The sequence below is a fragment of the Leisingera sp. genome, assembly GCF_034669605.1.
Classification (GTDB): domain Bacteria; phylum Pseudomonadota; class Alphaproteobacteria; order Rhodobacterales; family Rhodobacteraceae; genus Leisingera.
This window is the reverse complement of sequence record NZ_JAXMOX010000107.1, coordinates 1-15,043: the sequence shown is the minus strand read 5'-3', so window position 1 is coordinate 15,043 and position 15,043 is coordinate 1. Positions and strand designations below refer to the sequence as shown.

The 15,043-nt window shown below is 65.4% G+C and carries 16 protein-coding genes; 4 read left to right on the top strand and 12 right to left on the bottom strand.

The features are described from left to right. The 5 genes from metG to VOI29_RS14135 form a co-directional block, all read right to left on the bottom strand. On the bottom strand, positions 1-1,706 hold a 1,706-nt coding region (gene metG, locus VOI29_RS14155), incomplete at its 3' end, for a methionine--tRNA ligase (RefSeq protein WP_323779811.1). A gap of 414 nt (positions 1,707-2,120) precedes the next feature. Further along, positions 2,121-3,344 carry an MFS transporter gene (locus VOI29_RS14150; protein ID WP_323779809.1) on the bottom strand — a complete coding sequence of 408 codons (1,224 nt, stop codon included), beginning with the start codon at positions 3,342-3,344 and terminating at the stop codon, positions 2,121-2,123. Positions 3,345-3,464: 120 nt separating this feature from the next. Continuing rightward, on the bottom strand, positions 3,465-4,070 hold the full coding sequence (locus VOI29_RS14145; protein WP_323779806.1) for a YceI family protein: 606 nt from the start codon (positions 4,068-4,070) through the stop codon (positions 3,465-3,467). Positions 4,071-4,357: 287 nt separating this feature from the next. Further along, positions 4,358-5,128, bottom strand: coding sequence for a hypothetical protein (locus tag VOI29_RS14140; protein ID WP_323779803.1), 771 nt, complete (start codon positions 5,126-5,128; stop codon positions 4,358-4,360). Between the two features lie 98 nt (positions 5,129-5,226). Then, positions 5,227-5,628, bottom strand: coding sequence for a rhodanese-like domain-containing protein (locus tag VOI29_RS14135; RefSeq protein ID WP_323779800.1), 402 nt, complete (start codon positions 5,626-5,628; stop codon positions 5,227-5,229). A gap of 120 nt (positions 5,629-5,748) precedes the next feature. On the opposite strand from VOI29_RS14135, the gene VOI29_RS14130 reads away from it, so the two are divergent. After that, complete coding sequence (locus tag VOI29_RS14130) at positions 5,749-6,792, top strand: aldo/keto reductase (RefSeq protein WP_323779796.1); 1,044 nt, start codon at positions 5,749-5,751, stop codon at positions 6,790-6,792. 190 nt (positions 6,793-6,982) lie between these two features. Here the strand turns inward: VOI29_RS14130 and VOI29_RS14125 are convergent, their stop codons facing one another. Then, positions 6,983-7,336 (bottom strand): VOC family protein, encoded by a 354-nt coding sequence (locus tag VOI29_RS14125; RefSeq protein ID WP_323779793.1) that lies wholly within the window; start codon positions 7,334-7,336, stop codon positions 6,983-6,985. Positions 7,337-7,954: 618 nt separating this feature from the next. Between VOI29_RS14125 and VOI29_RS14120 the strand changes: the two genes are divergently transcribed. From VOI29_RS14120 to VOI29_RS24655, 3 genes are read left to right on the top strand one after another with little or no spacing between them, the layout of a single operon-like run. Next, on the top strand, positions 7,955-8,299 hold the full coding sequence (locus VOI29_RS14120; RefSeq protein ID WP_323779790.1) for a metalloregulator ArsR/SmtB family transcription factor: 345 nt from the start codon (positions 7,955-7,957) through the stop codon (positions 8,297-8,299). Next, positions 8,289-8,801, top strand: a complete 513-nt coding sequence (locus tag VOI29_RS14115) for an SRPBCC domain-containing protein (protein ID WP_323779787.1) — start codon at positions 8,289-8,291, stop codon at positions 8,799-8,801. Before VOI29_RS14120 ends, VOI29_RS14115 begins: the two co-directional genes overlap by 11 nt. Beyond that, entirely contained in the window at positions 8,788-9,057 is a 270-nt protein-coding gene (locus tag VOI29_RS24655) for a DUF6880 family protein (protein ID WP_416361530.1), read from the top strand. The genes VOI29_RS14115 and VOI29_RS24655 overlap by 14 nt, the downstream gene beginning before the upstream one ends. Before the next feature lie 256 nt (positions 9,058-9,313). Here the strand turns inward: VOI29_RS24655 and VOI29_RS14105 are convergent, their stop codons facing one another. The 6 genes from VOI29_RS14105 to VOI29_RS14080 all read right to left on the bottom strand — a co-directional run. Beyond that, positions 9,314-10,315, bottom strand: coding sequence for a DUF6925 family protein (locus VOI29_RS14105; protein WP_323779780.1), 1,002 nt, complete (start codon positions 10,313-10,315; stop codon positions 9,314-9,316). Continuing rightward, complete coding sequence (locus VOI29_RS14100; protein WP_323779776.1) at positions 10,308-10,964, bottom strand: adenosylcobinamide amidohydrolase; 657 nt, start codon at positions 10,962-10,964, stop codon at positions 10,308-10,310. Before VOI29_RS14100 ends, VOI29_RS14105 begins: the two co-directional genes overlap by 8 nt. Next, positions 10,964-11,719, bottom strand: a complete 756-nt coding sequence (locus VOI29_RS14095) for an ABC transporter ATP-binding protein (protein WP_323779773.1) — start codon at positions 11,717-11,719, stop codon at positions 10,964-10,966. The genes VOI29_RS14100 and VOI29_RS14095 overlap by 1 nt, the downstream gene beginning before the upstream one ends. After that, positions 11,716-12,699, bottom strand: a complete 984-nt coding sequence (locus tag VOI29_RS14090; protein WP_323779770.1) for an iron ABC transporter permease — start codon at positions 12,697-12,699, stop codon at positions 11,716-11,718. Before VOI29_RS14090 ends, VOI29_RS14095 begins: the two co-directional genes overlap by 4 nt. Next, on the bottom strand, positions 12,696-13,532 hold the full coding sequence (locus tag VOI29_RS14085) for an ABC transporter substrate-binding protein (RefSeq protein ID WP_323779767.1): 837 nt from the start codon (positions 13,530-13,532) through the stop codon (positions 12,696-12,698). Before VOI29_RS14085 ends, VOI29_RS14090 begins: the two co-directional genes overlap by 4 nt. 3 nt (positions 13,533-13,535) lie before the next feature. Further along, positions 13,536-15,043 (bottom strand): TonB-dependent receptor plug domain-containing protein (locus VOI29_RS14080; RefSeq protein ID WP_323779764.1); only part of this gene is annotated, 1,508 nt, incomplete at its 5' end.

Here is a 15,043-nt window from a genome sequence, read left to right as displayed (position 1 = left end):
CCGGAGAAGCGTTCCTGCCAGTCCTCGCGCTGTTCATCGGTGATCTTGGCGAACAGTACCTCGGGCACGGTGAAGCTGTGGCCCGCGGGCAGCGCCGACAGGGCTGCCGCAGCATCTTCGGGCCAGCTGCGGTCGTCCGAATTCATCGCCGCCATCAGCGTGTCCGCGGCCTGCGGGATGAAGGGGGCCGAAAGCACCGCATAAAGGCGGATCAGGTTCAGGCCCAGGCGCACCTGCGCAGCCGCGCGGTCGGGGTCTTGCTTGAACACCGACCAGGGCGCGGCGGATTGCAGGTATTCATTGCCGGCCACCCAGATCGCCCGCAGCTCCTGTGCCGATTTGCGGACCTCCATCGCCTCCATATGGCCCTCATAGGCGCGGATGCGGGTTGTCAGCTCTGCGATCAGCGCCTGTTCCTGTTCGCCGTATTCACCGGCTGCGGGAACTTCCTCGCCGAATTTGGAACGGCAGAATTTGGTGATGCGGGAAACAAAATTGCCCAGCACATCCGCCAGATCCTTGTTCACCGACTGCTGGAAGTTCTCCCAGGTGAACTCGGAATCGCTGCTTTCGGGCGCATGGGACAGCAGCCACCAGCGCCAGTAATCGGCCGGCAGAATCTCCAGCGCCTGATCCATGAACACGCCGCGGCCCTGCGAGGTGGAGAACTGGCCGCCGTCATAGTTCAGGTAGTTGAACGACTTCAGGTGGTCGACCATCTTCCACGGCTCGCCCGAACCCAGAATGGTGGCCGGAAACGACAGGGTGTGGAAGGGGACGTTGTCCTTGCCCATGAACTGGACGTATTTAACATCTTCTGCGCCCTTGTCGGTGCGCCACCAGCGCTGCCAGTCGGCGTCTGTCTTGCCATTGGCCTCGGCCCATTCGCCGGCGCAGGCGATGTATTCGATCGGGGCGTCGAACCAGACGTAGAACACCTTGCCTTCCATGCCGGGCCAGTCCGCACCGCCCTTTTTGACCGGCACGCCCCAGTCCAGATCGCGGGTGATGCCGCGGTCCTGCAGCCCGTCGCCGTCATGCAGCCATTTCTTGGCGATTGAGGTGGTCAGGACCGGCCAGTCCTTCTTGCTGTCGATCCAGGCGTCCAGATCATCCTTCAGCTGCGACTGGCACAGGTACAGGTGCTTGGTCTCGCGCACTTCCAGGTCGGTGGAACCGGAGACAGCGGAGCGCGGGCTGATCAGGTCGGTCGGGTCCAGCTGCTTGGTGCATTCCTCGCATTGGTCGCCGCGGGCGCGTTCATAGCCGCAGTTGGGGCAGGTGCCCTCAATATAGCGGTCGGGCAGGAAGCGGCCGTCGGCATTGGAATAGACCTGCTTTTCGGTCACTTCGCGGATCAGCCCGGCCTCGGCCAGCTTGCCTGCGAAATGCTGGGTCAGCGTGTGGTTCTGCGGGCTGGAGGAGCGGCCGAAATGGTCGAACGACAGGGCAAAGCCCTTGGCGATTTCCGACTGGACGGCGTGCATTTCAGCGCAGTATTCCGCCACTGGCTTGTCCGCCTTGGCGGCGGCCAGCTCAGCCGGGGTGCCATGTTCGTCGGTGGCGCAGAGGAACAGCACCTCGTTGCCGCGTCCGCGCTGGAACCGGGCGTAAAGGTCGGCCGGCAGCTGCGAGCCCACCAGGTTGCCCAGATGCTTGATCCCGTTGATGTAGGGGATCGCGGAAGTGATCAGAATGCGTGCCATGCTATCCATCCAGGTAATGTGTCAAAGGCCCGTCTACCGCATGGCGCAGGCGGCGGAAACCCCGGCTGCGGATTTCCCTGAAAATTGGAGATACAGGGCCGGATCCGGCTTGACCCGGACCGCGGGCTGGCGCGCACGATGGTTGCGGAAACCTGTTGCAAGCCTCTGAAAGGACACGAGGGCGTTGCTGTTCGCATGGCCTGCCGGTGTAAGCCGTCTGGGGCCGGCCAAGGCTGTTTGGCGTTCTGTCCGATGGCAAATGCGCGCCGTGCACCCCTGTCCTGGCCCTGACGGGCAGAGTGGCGGTGCCGGAGCTTTCAGCACTTTTGCAAGTGTAAGCAGAACCTTAAAGGGTCAGATCTGCTGTCCGGATGTTTCGCGCGCGAAACAATTGGACAGGGCTTCTGACCTGTTTCACCGCCTCTGGCGAGACCGTTTCAGCAGGCGGCCGATGGTGAAGGAGGTGCGCGGCGCATAGACGTAGCTGGTGCGCGTTTCCGGCGCCGGGCGGGCCCGCATCCGGTTGAGGCCGTAGATGATCAGCAGCACGTGGCCGCAAGCCACATAGGCAAACAGCGCAGGCGGTCCGAAGCTGTCGATCAGTGCCGAGGAGACATAAGGCGAGGCGATGGCGCCAAGCGCGTACCAGAACATCAGCGCCGCAGACAGCTCGACCCGCTCGGCGGAGCTGGCAAAATCATTGGCATGGGCGGCGGAGACCGAGAAGATCGGAAAGGTGGTGAAGCCGAAGATGGCGGCCGTCAGCATCACCCCCAGGGTGCCGGTGCCGCTGGCCGCCATGGTGATGCCGCAGCTAAGGATCGCGGCGGCGGAGAGCCAGATCAGCACCCAGCGGCGGTCGTATTTGTCGGCCAGCCAGCCCATCGGGTATTGCGCCAGCGCCCCGCCCAGCACGAAGGAGGCAAGGAAAAAGGCGATCTGGCCGATCTCCAGCCCGACCTCCTGGCCGTAGACCGGGCCGATCATGCGGAACGAGGCAGAGCTGAGCGCGGCGACGGTCACGCCCGCCACCGCCAGCGGCGAACAGCGCCAGGCCAGCTTGGGGCGCAGGCGCGGCGCATCCGGGGTTTCCGGCTGGTTCGCCTTGGTCAGGGTCAGCGGCAGCAGCGCCGCACAGCACAGCAGCGCCAAGAGGTTGTAGGAGACATAGGCGGCCGGCGGCAGCACCGCGATGATCAGCTGCGCCGCCAGCGAGGCGCTCATATCGGCAATCCGGTAAGTGCCCATGGCGCGGCCGCGGTTTTCATTGGTGACCTTGGCGTTGAGCCAGGCCTCGATCACCGTATAGGCGCCGGCCACACAGAGGCCGGAGGCGATCCGCATCGCCGCCCAGGCATAGGGGTTTTCGGTCAGGGTGTGGCCCAGCAGGCCCATGGCGCCAAGCGCGGTGCAGACCGCAAAGGCGCGGGAATGGCCGACATTGCCCATCAGCCGCGGCGCCCACCAGCAACCGATGAAGAAGCCAAAGAAATGCGCCGAGCCGAGCAGACCGATCTGCTCTTTGCTGAAGTTCAGCGTCAGACCCGAAATGGCATCCAGAGGGCCGACGCCGCCGGTCGAGAGCTGCAGCAGGATGACAGATAAGAAAAGGGCGGCAAAGGAGATGATCAGGCGCATAATGCTGCGACCATGACAGGCTGCAGCGGCTTTGCCAGCCGGTTTCCGTCACGGCTGTGTCGTATTTTTGCGCGGCGGTGTTTTTCGGCACCGGGCGCGGACCAGGGTTTTGCCCGCGGCTCAGGCCGCCTGGCGGATGCGGGCCTTGATGGCGAGGGTGACCCGGTCGGCAACCAGATCCGGATAGCCGGCGGCCCCGAAGGCCGCACGGCTGAGACTGCCGTTGAGATGCACATCCAGCTCGCGCAAGTCATCCGCCGCGGTGCCGGGGCGGCGGTAGAGCGCGGCATGCAAGGTAAGCGGCCGGGTGGTGCCGCGCAGGGTGAGGCCGCCGTGAATCCGCGCGCCGCCCGAAAGCCGCCCGTCCGGCCCGAGGCGGATGCGGGTGGAGCGGAAGCGGATTTCCGGGAACCGCGCAGTGTCGAGCACGCCGGGGCTTTTCAGCGCTTCGGTGGCAAAGATCAGCCCGGTCCGGGCCCGGGTTGCGTCAAGCGTGATATCGGCCTGGCTGCGGGCCAGGTTTTGCGGATCGATCCGGATGCGGGCGGCGCGGACCGGGATCCGCCCATGCTGCGGCCGGCCGCTGAGACGGAAGGTAAAGCGCACTTCGGTCGCGTCCGGTATGAGGCGGTAAGGCAGGGGCGCTGCAGGCAGCCTCCGCGCGGCCAGCAGGCTGGCGGCAAGGCAGGCGATCAGGGTCCGCCGGTGCATCCTGTGGTTGCTCATGGGGGCTTCTTCTCCGGTTGCAGGGTGGCTTTACAGGCTGGTTTTACAGGGCGCTTTTACAGGGCGCCTTTGATGCCGCGCCCTGACCTTAGCCGGATTTTCCGCCGCAGGCTGCGCACTTTCGCGGGGGGCGCTTGTGAGACGGCGGCGGGCTCCCGCCAGGCGCCGGCTTTTGGCAAAGCCTCTGCCTGTTGGGCCCGGCACCGGGCGTGGCCCCGTGCCGGGCCCAAGGCCGCTAAGGCGGTGCCGGCGCAGCCAGGTCCGCCTGCGGGCGCGGGAGGGCACCGTCAGGGCGGGAGGGCTGGTCCGGGCTGCCCCCGGAATGGGGGCGGGGCTATGCCGCGGGGCTCAGGGCAGGGCGGAGCGGGCCGGAGCGGCGCAGATTGGTGCGGGCAGCCGCCGGCGGCCCGGGTGATCTGCCAGCTGCAAGGCGGCAGGGTGCGGGCGCGCAGGCGCTGCAAGGTCCAGCAGGTCCGGGTCTTCGCGGTGCCATCGCTGGCCGGACCGGCCGGGGGCCTGTGTGCCGGCGCGGCATGGGGCAAGGGATCATGTGGCAACGGGGTATGGGCAGGGGCCAGGTGCCAGCGGCTTTCGATGCCCTGGGCGCCGCCTGTGCCGGGGGTCAGCAGCAGGCCCAGCGGCGCCGGACCGAAGCGCCCGCCGGCCGCTGCCGCCAGATGCAGCCGCCGCACCGGGGTCATTGCGGGCGGCTCAGCCAGTTCTGCCACCACCAGAGCCGCCGCGCCGCTGCGCAAAGCTTCCTCCATGGCCCAAAGCTGATCCTCGGTCCGGGGGGGCTGCACGAACAGGAACCGGGCGGGGCTGGCAAATTCCGCCATCCCGTCCGGGTTCAGCTGCTTGCTGCCCTGCGCCGGGGACAGCCACAGGACCGGCCCCGGTGCGATCTCCTGCGCGGCGGCGGCCAGCCACAGCGCAAAACTGTGGCGGGCGGGGCCGCAGGCCTCGTGCACGCGGCCATGCTCCAGCGCAACCCCCTCCATCACGGACAGGGCCGGGCAGGATCTGTGGCGGCGGCGGGTGAGCAGGTGAGTCGGCATGCAGCCAGATTAACATGTTCGACTTTTGTTCTCAATCACGCACTGCTGCGGACCTGCGCCGCTGGACAGGCGCCGCACGATGCACGGGGCGGCGGATCTCAGCCCTCGCGGGGGACAACCGGGCCGCCCTGTTTGGCCCATTCGGTAAAACCGCCCTCAAGATGCACCACCGGCTTCAGCCCCATTTCCAGCGCCGCCTTGGCGCTGAGGGCAGAACGCCAGGCGCTGGCGCAGTAGAACACGTAGGTTTTGTCCTGATTGAACACCGGCTTGTGATAGGGGCTGTCCGGGTCGATCCAGAATTCCAGCATGCCGCGCGGGCAGGAGAAGGCGCCGGGGATCATGCCGCTGCGCTGCAGCTCGCGGATGTCGCGCAGGTCGATGAAGACGTAATCCTCGTCCAGAACCTTTTGTTTGGCCGCCTCGACAGACATGGTTTCGACGAGGCTGTTTGCCTCGGTCAGCAGCGCCTTGACGCCCTTGGTGATGGTCTGCGGCATCGGGTATCCTTTCCTTAAGCTGAACCGAGGCTGGCCGGTTTGCCGCGCATGTGCAAGCGGCTTGCACTTCCCGGACGAGCCCTTAGGGTCGCAGGCAAATCGAGGACAGGGGACCGCAGCATGAAACTCAATCCATTGGGACGCACCGGCATGATGGTGTCGGAGCTGTGCCTGGGCACGATGACATTCGGCACCCAGACCGCGGAGGCCGAGGCCCATGCGCAGATCGACCTGGCACTGGAGGGCGGCGTGAACTTTGTCGATACCGCCGAGATGTATCCGGTGAACCCGGTGAGTGCGGAAACCCTGGGCAACAGTGAGCGGATCATCGGCGCCTGGAATGCGCAGACGGGGCGGCGGGGCGAGTACATTCTGGCCACCAAGCATTCCGGCGCGGGGATGCAGCATGTGCGGGACGGGGCGCCGATCTCCTCCAGGACCATCGCTGCAACCATCGAGGCGTCATTGAAGCGGCTGCAGACCGATTACATCGACCTCTACCAATTCCACTGGCCGAACCGGGGCAGTTATATGTTCCGGCAGAACTGGAGCTATGATCCGTCGGCCCAGAACCGGGTGGAGACGCTGGCCAATATGGAGGATTGCCTGGAGGCGCTGCAGCGCGAGGTGGAGCGCGGCACTATCCGCGCCTTTGGCCTGTCGAACGAAAGCGCCTGGGGCACCGCGCAATGGCTGCGGATCGCGGAGGCGCAGGGCGGGCCGCGGGTGGCTTCGATCCAGAACGAATATTCGCTGGTCTGCCGGATGTATGACACCGATCTGGCGGAATTGAGCGTCAACGAGGACGTCGGCCTGCTGGCGTTTTCGCCGCTGGGCACCGGGCTGCTGACCGGCAAGTATCAGGACGGAGCGGTGCCGGAGGGCTCGCGCAAGTCGATCAATCCCGAGCTGGGCGGGCGCCATTCCCCGCGGGTATACGATGCCGTGGCGGCTTATCTGGAGATTGCTGGGCGGCATGGGCTGGACCCGGTGCATATGGCGCTGGCCTGGTGCCGCACACGGCCGTTCATGGCCTCGGCACTCTTTGGCGCCACTCACCTGCCGCAGCTGGAGCATGTGCTGAAATCGGTGGAGCTGGAGCTGAGCCAGGAGGTGCTGGAGGAGATCAACGCAGCACACCGGATGCATCCGATGCCGTATTGAGATGCGGGCTGGGACGGACGGGAGCTCCCGCCCGTTCTGCAGGCATTGACATGCCCTTGGCCGGTTGGGCCGGGCGCTGCTGCGCAGCGCGGAGGAAGATGCTGAGATGCGCTTCAGCGGCAGCTCTGCCCTGAAGCGCCTTGCTGAGGGTATTCTAAAATTGCGCGTCAAGGGTGAATGCGGCGGCCACTCAGCCGGGGTGAGCCAGAATATTCAGCAACTTGCCGGCCGGGTCGCGGACATAGAAGCGGCGCACGCCCCAAGATTCATCCGCGGGGCCGTAGACGATGTCGAGACCGAGGCTTTCGGCCCGTGCGAAGACCGTATCCACATCGTCGACTTCGATCGACAGATCAGGCACCGGGGTCCCGGATCCGCCTTGGCTCGCGATGCTGATCTGGACGGCGGCGGCGGCGCCTGATGCGAGCGTCACGATCCAGCCGTGATCCATCACAACGTCCAGGTCAAACAGGCGGGTGTAGAAATCCTGCACCTCGGAAATCTGTGCGGCAGGCAGGTTTGCAACAATACGCTTGACCGTCATTCAAGGCCCTTTCTCTGCGATCCGCGCCTTCATGGCGTCAGTTTCTTGGTTTGCCGGAAAGAATGCTTCAATGCGGCTTTCACAGGCCCCACAGAAGCAGCGGGGCGCAGTGCCCGCGGGATCTGGGAACGCAGCAGGCTTGCCGCGCAAGGCAACCAGCGTGGTGTCAGCAGAAGTATCAATCCCACGGGTGAGCCGGGCCAGGATATGGCTTGGCCGGAAGGGTACGCAGTGGAGCACTGTCCCGCCGTCGCTTGAATATTCAACAAGGGAAGACAAGCCATGACCTGCTATGTAGTTGGCGATCCGGGCAAAGTTGAAACGGGCCCGGGGATTGTTGCTTGCCTCGAGAGGATCGACGCCACGCTCGCCCCCTGCCAGGGACGCTACATCATTGGCGGGGGTGCCAGAAGCAGATTCTGGAAGGGCAGTTCCAGGGAAATTTGAACGTGATTGCCTTCACGGACCGGCGGTGCGGAGGCGGGTCACAAGGCAACGGATGTGCCGCGGTGATGCAGAGGAGAACTGCATAGGCCATCTTCTTAAAAGCGGGGATCCAGAAAGCTGAAGATAGTTACCCATTGACCTAACCGTTTGCCGCGCCGTAAAGTTAGCCGCATGGATAACCATTCAATTTATCTCGATTCGGTCTTTCACGCTCTTGCGGACCCCACCCGCAGGGCCGTGGTGCAGCGTCTGGTGGAAGGCCCCGCGCCGGTGAAGGAACTGGCGGCCCCTTTCAAGATGGCGCTGCCCTCATTCATGAAACATATCAGCGTGCTGGAACAGGCCGGGCTGATTGCCTCGCAGAAACAGGGCCGCGTGCGCACATGCACGCTGAAACCCGACCAGTTGGAGGCCGCTGAGAAATGGTTCGGTGACCAACGCGCCATATGGGCCAGCCGCTTTGACAATCTCGACAATCTGCTGACAACGCTCAAAGGAGAAACCAATGAAACCTGATCTGCGCTTTGACTTTATCGCCGACATGCAAAAAAGCACGCTGACCGTCCGGCGCGAATTCGCCGCCGGGAGGCAACTGGTGTGGGACTGCTACACCAAAGCTGAGCTTCTGGACAAATGGTACGCCCCCAAGCCGTTGACGACAAAGACCCAATCCATGGATTTCCGCGATGGCGGCCACTGGCATTTCGCCATGATCGACCCCGAAGGCACATATTATTGGAGCCGCACGGATTACCAAACGATCACGCCGATCGAAGGCTATACCGCCTATGACGGTTTCACCGACGAAACCGGCGTCGTGAACCCGGACATGCCCCGCTCGCATATCCGCCAGGCCTTTACCGATCTGGACGGGCGCACGATGGTGGAAATGCTGGTTTCCTACAATTCTCCAGAAGATCTGCAAAAAGTCATCGACATGGGCATGGAAACCGGCCTGGCCTCAACACTCGAACGTCTGGACGAATTGCTGGTGTTTCTGGCTGGTGAGTCCGTGTAGAGTTGCTTCGGTGCGTGCTCGCAGACCAGGCCGCTCCCGTTGCGCTCAACGATCCGCCCCGCTCTCAAATAGAACACCGCAGGTCCCCATGGCGCTGGCCGGGAAATCCGGCCCCGAGGCCATTGCCAAGCTGATCGTCCGGCGGCTGTCCGGTCTGGCGCGGGCAAGGAGTTTCATCGAGCGGGACAAGGCCCGCGCCTTTGCCAGCGATCTGCGCAGCCCGACCGATACCCTCATCGCCAAGGGTGATGGGTGACGGCCCTGAGCAGAGCTCTGCCATTTGCACAGGAGGCTGCGCCGCGGCCCGTCGAAGGAGATAGTCGCTGCAACTGCGTAAGCAGAGGCCTGGGCGAGATCAGCATAGCGGACAAAGTGGCCGAACACCCGAGACAGCCGGAGGCCTATCCGTCCCGACAACATTTGCCTGACCGAAAGGCCCGGGTTTGCGGCCCCGGCCTGTTTCCGCCGTCATGATCTCTCCCTTTCTGCGACAAGGGGCATCGCAGCCTCTGTCAGTGGCCCGGGTTTTCCGGGTCTGTTTGCTCAACACCGCGGTCAAAATGTTGCGCATAGGCTTTGGTCAGCCGGTCCGGCCCATGCAGAACCCGCCATTGCCGGATGCCATTGCGCCAGCCGGCCCGGCCTTCGCGGGTCTCCGGCTCTTTCGCCGCCTCGGCAGGGGTTTCCGTATTAAGCAGCTCCCAGACCGCCTGCTTGCCCTGGCAGTATGCGTCGGCCCCCCAGGCCGCAAGCAGTTCCTGGAAGGCATCAAAGGCGGCCGGGTTGAACACTTTGTCCGCGCCCAGACGGGTAATCACCGGGTTCTCCGGATGCACACCGCAGCAGGGCACCCAGCCCTCGGGGATCGGGGTGTTGGCGGAATGGGTGCGCTCGGCCTTCAGGAGCTTGGGCAGCACATGGGTATGCGGGCCCTCCGGGGATTTGCCGCCGGTGTCGGGACCGCCGATCATCTGATAGACCTCGACCCGGCCGAGGCGGGTCAGCAGCACCCGGCGGGGATGGTGCTTCAGGATTGCCCCCATCGCCGGATTGCCTTGCGCGAACAGCGAGCGGCCGGCGTTTTCATCCAGCACCGCCAGCAGTTCCGGGTCGGCGGTGCGGATGCAGAAATCCGCCTGAAACTGGCCCAGCCCCATGTCGAACAGCCTGGCGCCGCGGTCCTCGTCCCGCAGGGCATCGTCGTCGGGGCCAAGCGCAGTCAGCACATCGCGCTGGTTCATCGCAGCGGCATCACGCGGCAGGCACAGCGAGACCGCCTGGGTCCAGCGGTGCGGCTTGGGGCTGAGGGTTTCATACGCCACCGGGCGCACGCCTGCGAGGGTTTCGATGCGGATCCCGCCGCGGCTGGTCACCTGCATCAGCCCGGGGTGCTGCCGCGGCGCCGGGTCGCCCGCTACGTGATGGAACTCGGCAATCGCCCCGAAGGACCCCATGTTCCAGCCGCAGTCCTCCTGCATCAGCGCGTCTTTCAGAACCTGTTCAAGCTCAGGCATCTGCTGCCCTCCTGTTGGTTGATTTCCATTCCAGCGCGCCGATGCGGACGGCCTGGTAAACGGCTTTGCCGATGGCTTCGCCAGTTGCGGTGTGCAAGCCGGCATAAGGATTTGCGCCTGCAGGAGCAGCCACCGCGACGCAATCGGTGCCAGTGCCGGTTGCGGCGCCCGCGGGCAGGGTGATGCCTGCCTCCATCACCGCGGCGGTGCGGGCCTGGACAGCGATGCTCATGGCTTCGATCAGCCCGGCATGTGTCAGGCCGTGCGTGAGATGCACGGCAACATTGATGGTGCCCCAGTTGCGGCTGGAGTAATCTATCCGGCTGCCTACGCGCTCGGCATTGGACAGGCCGACAGTGGCCACCGCATGGGCGCAAATGCCCTCCACCTCGGCTGTTGCCTCGCAATAGCGGCGCACATCGCGCGAGGTGAGAAAGGCCACGGCATCCTCGCCGCTCCGCGCAAAGAGTTCCGCAGCGAACCATTCGCGAACATCCAAACCCGGTGGCAGGTCGCTGTTCCGGACCTCGCGCCACAAGATGCGGCGGGCGGTGACGAGGCCGGGGCGGTTCACAGCCCAGCTCAGCACCCGCATCTCTGCGCCGAGGTCAAATTCGATCCAAGGGCGTTCCAGCGTGACTCTGCCCATCACAGCACCTCCAGCGGCTGGAACACCGGCCCTTGCGCTGTGTGCTGATGCCAGACCGAGATGCCGAAGGCCCGGGCCATCAGCGCCGGTGTCAGCACCTCGGCGGGCGGCCCGTCAGCCAGAATGCCGCCATTGGCCAGCAGGATCAGCCGGGTACAGTGGCGTGCGGCCAGCCCCAGGTCATGCAGCGAGACCAGCGCGGCGCGGCCTTCGGCGGCGAGGCTGGCAAAGACCTCCATGGCGGAGATCTGATGCGCCGGGTCCAGCCCGGCGGCGGGTTCATCCGCCATCAACAGCGGCGTGTCCTGCGCCAGTGCGCGGGCAATCAGCGCCCGGGCCTGCTCGCCGCCCGACAGGCGCGAGGCAGCGCGCTGGCGGAACGGCTCCAGCCCCATCCGGATGATGGCCTGATCGACCAGCGCCTGATCCCCCGGCGGCAGCCGCAGCCCCTGCGGCAGATGCGGCAGGCGGCCAAGCGCCACCAGCCGCTCCACCGGAACCGGCCAGGCGATCTCGCGCGATTGCGGCATCCAGGCGGCTGCGCGGGCCCGGTCTGCGGCGGTCATTTCCGCCAGCGAGCTGCGGCCCTGCGCCGGTATCAGCCCCAGGGCGGATCGCATCAGGCTGCTTTTGCCGGCGCCATTCGGCCCCAGCAGGCCGACGAACTCACCTGCTTGGATTTCAAACGACACATCGCGGATCACCGGACGGCCCCGCAGGGTGACCGAGAGGGTTTCGACCGACAGCACGCTCATGCCAGCCCCTTCCGTGTCTTGTAGATCAGATGCAGGAACAGCGGCGCGCCGACCAGGGCGGTGACCACGCCGAGCTTCAGGTCGCGCGCGGGCAGGATCAGCCGCACCGCGATATCCGCCAGCTGCAGCATGATGGCACCGCCAAGCGCCGAGGCCCACAGCAGGCGCGACGGCTGGCCGCCAACAAGGGGCCGCAGGATATGCGGCACCACCAGACCGATGAAACCGATGGCCCCGGCCACCGCGGTGGCGCCGCCAACCACACTGGCGGTGCCGACCACCAGCAGCAGCCGCAGCCGGTTCAGGTTCACCCCCATGGTCTGCGCCGCATCCTCGCCCAGGGTCAGCGCATCCAAACCCCGTGCCAGAGTCAGAAGGACCGCGGCCCCTGTCAGCGCAAAGGGCAGCACCAGCCAGACATGCAGCATCGAGCGGTCCGCCAGCGAGCCCATCATCCAGAACACAATCTCATTGGCGGCAAAGGGGTTCGGCGACAAGTTCAGCACCAGAGACGTGAGTGCCGCAGCCATCGCCGAAATCGCAATGCCCGCAAGGATCAGCGTCAGCGAGCCGCCCTGCGGTCCGGCCAGCGCCATCACCAGAAAGACACCTGCCAGAGCACCAGCCAGGGCGGCCAGCGGCAGGCCCAGGGTGAGGCTGGCCGCCACTCCGGTGTTGATCGCCAGCACTGCCCCCAGAGCTGCCGAGGAGGAGACGCCGATCAGCCCCGGTTCGGCCAGCGGGTTGCGCAGATAGCCCTGCATGGCGGCCCCCGCCAGCCCCAGCCCGCCGCCGATGATCACCGCCAGCAGCGCCCGCGGCAGGCGGATTTCCCGCATCACCAGGGTGAGCGGCCCGTAACCATCGTCAAACAGCGCCGCCAGGCTATCGCCGGCGCCGACATCAGCCGGTCCAACCGTGAGCGACAGCAGGAACAGCGCCAGCACCACTGCGGATAGGGGCAACCCCAGGCGGGTCATTGGCTGCCCTCCTTTTCCACAAACCGGCGGCGCTCTTCGGCCAGGGTTTCCACCGCGCGCAGTACATGCGGGGTGCCGCAGACCCAATCCGCATCGCGGATCTGCCCGGCGCTGCTGCGGGCGGCCAGTTGGCGCACCACCGGATGCGCCAGATTGTCCTCGCTGCGCGAGGCGCGCGGATAGGGCGACGTTCCGATCAGCAAATCGGGTGCCGACATGGCCAGCAGTTCCAGCGGCATGTGGCCGGAGCGCGCATAGCCCAGCTCATCCGCGATATTGCGCAGCCCTGCTGCGCGCAGGATCTGGCCCGCCAGTGTCATACTGCCCGAGGTGAAGCCGTTGGCGGCATAAAGCGCGGCCCGCGGTGCCTCAGGCCCGGCGTCCTGCAAGGCGGCGAGCCGCTGGTCATACTCCGCCAGCAGTACTTGCGCGGCGTCTTTGCGGCCCAGTACCTGGCCCATCTGCAGAATACGCGCACGAACGTCCTGCAGCGATAGCGCAGGCTGGAACACCACCACCGCCACGCCCAGGCGGCGCAGCATGCCCGTGGTGGCCGGGGTCGAATAGGCCCCGGCAATCACCAGATCCGGCTTCAAGAGATAGATCTCCTCTGCCAGGCCGTGGTTCACGGGATAGGCCAGGGCCTCCTTTGCCATGGCCGAGGCGCGGGTATCCCGCGCAATATAGGAGACCGAGGCCAGCTGGCCGGGGGCGGCCAGCATCATCGCCAGCTGATCGGCGCAGAGGTTCATTGTGACCACGCGCGACGGCCCGGCAAAAGCACCGGTGGCGGCCCACAGAAGGGCAAGGGCTATGCCGGGCAGTCTGCGCATGGATCAGAACGAGGCTCTTACGCCAACATAGGCCGCACGGCCGCGCTTGGCGTAGCCCCAAACGTCCGTGTAATCCTCGTCGAACAGGTTGGTCGCCCGGCCGGTCAGCACCACGTTGTCCGTCAGCTCATACTGGGCCGAGACATTGACGGTGGTGTAGTCGTCGAGTTCGGCAACAGTGCTGGAGTTGAAATACTGAGTGTCCCAGTTGCCCGCGACATGCCGGATATCGGTGGTGATGGAGCCGCGGCCATAGAAGGTGTCGAGCGTGGCGCTCAGCAGCAGCTCATGCTCCGGGCGCCGGATCTCGACCGAACCATCGGGGTTGGAGGCGTCCAGATAGGTGTAGGAGAGACGCAGGTCGAGGGCATCAGTGGCTTCCAGGCTGGCCGCCAGCTCGACGCCTTTGCGGTCGCTGTCACCGGCCTGGTTGCGGTAAGAGAACGTGGTCGCGTTCACCACGTAGCTTTCGATCTCACCCGTCAGCGTTTCGTCAAAATAGGTCACATCGACCAGCCCGCGCCCTTGCAGGAAGGGCACTTCAATACCAATGTCGAAACTGCGGTTTTCCTCAGGCTGCAAGTTCGGGTTGCCGAGGTAGGTTGTGGAGCCAAAGGTGCTGTTGGCAAACAGCTCAAAATAGGAAGGGTTCACGACGCCGGTGCCGGCCGAGCTGTGCAGCCGCACGCCGCTGCCGGCAAAGGTGTAGGAGGCGCTGGCGGTCCAGCTGGTGGCGTCCTCAAACGCACTGTTGCTGTCGTGGCGCACCCCCAGCTGCAGATCCAGGCCGTTGTCAAAACTGCCGCGGTATTCGAGAGCAATCGAGTTGGTTTTACGCCGGAAGTCAGAATTGGAGCTGCTGGAATCCTCTTCCCATTCCAGCATTGCGTTCAGCAGATGCTCCGCCTGATCCGCCGGCTGCCCGTCCAGGCCAAAGCTCAGCAGGTACTTCGCCGCTTCGGTCTTGGTCTCGGTCGGGGTGCCGCCATTGAAGGAGCGGTCAAAGTCAGTGCGCTCCAGAGACAGCCGGTGCTTCAGGCGGCCGCCCAAAGTGTCCAGCTCGGCATAGACCTGGGCCTGCTGCTCATCCCGGTCACTGAACTGCGTGGGATCATCCACAACATAGCCGGCGGCATCGGCTGCCCCCCAAATTGCGCGGTCGTTGTCATAGCGCTCATCCGAGGTGCGGAAGTTGAAGCCGAGCTTAAGCCGGCCGGTGGCCAGGTAATCGCCCTTCAACTGCAGGGTGTTGCGGCGGATGCCGTCCTCTTCGCCGCCATCGCCGGAGGTGTCGAAGCCGTCGTCGTTGTGATGGGCGAGGCTGAAAGAGACGCCGCCGCGTCCGGTGCGGGATGACACCCGCGCCGAGGCCCGGTAGCCGTCGCTGCCGGCCTCGGCGCTGCCGCCGTATTCGGTGCCGATGCCGCCGGTCTTGGTGATGATGTTGATCACACCGGCCGAGGCGTTGGAGCCGTAGAATACCGATTGCGGGCCGCGCAGCACCTCGATGC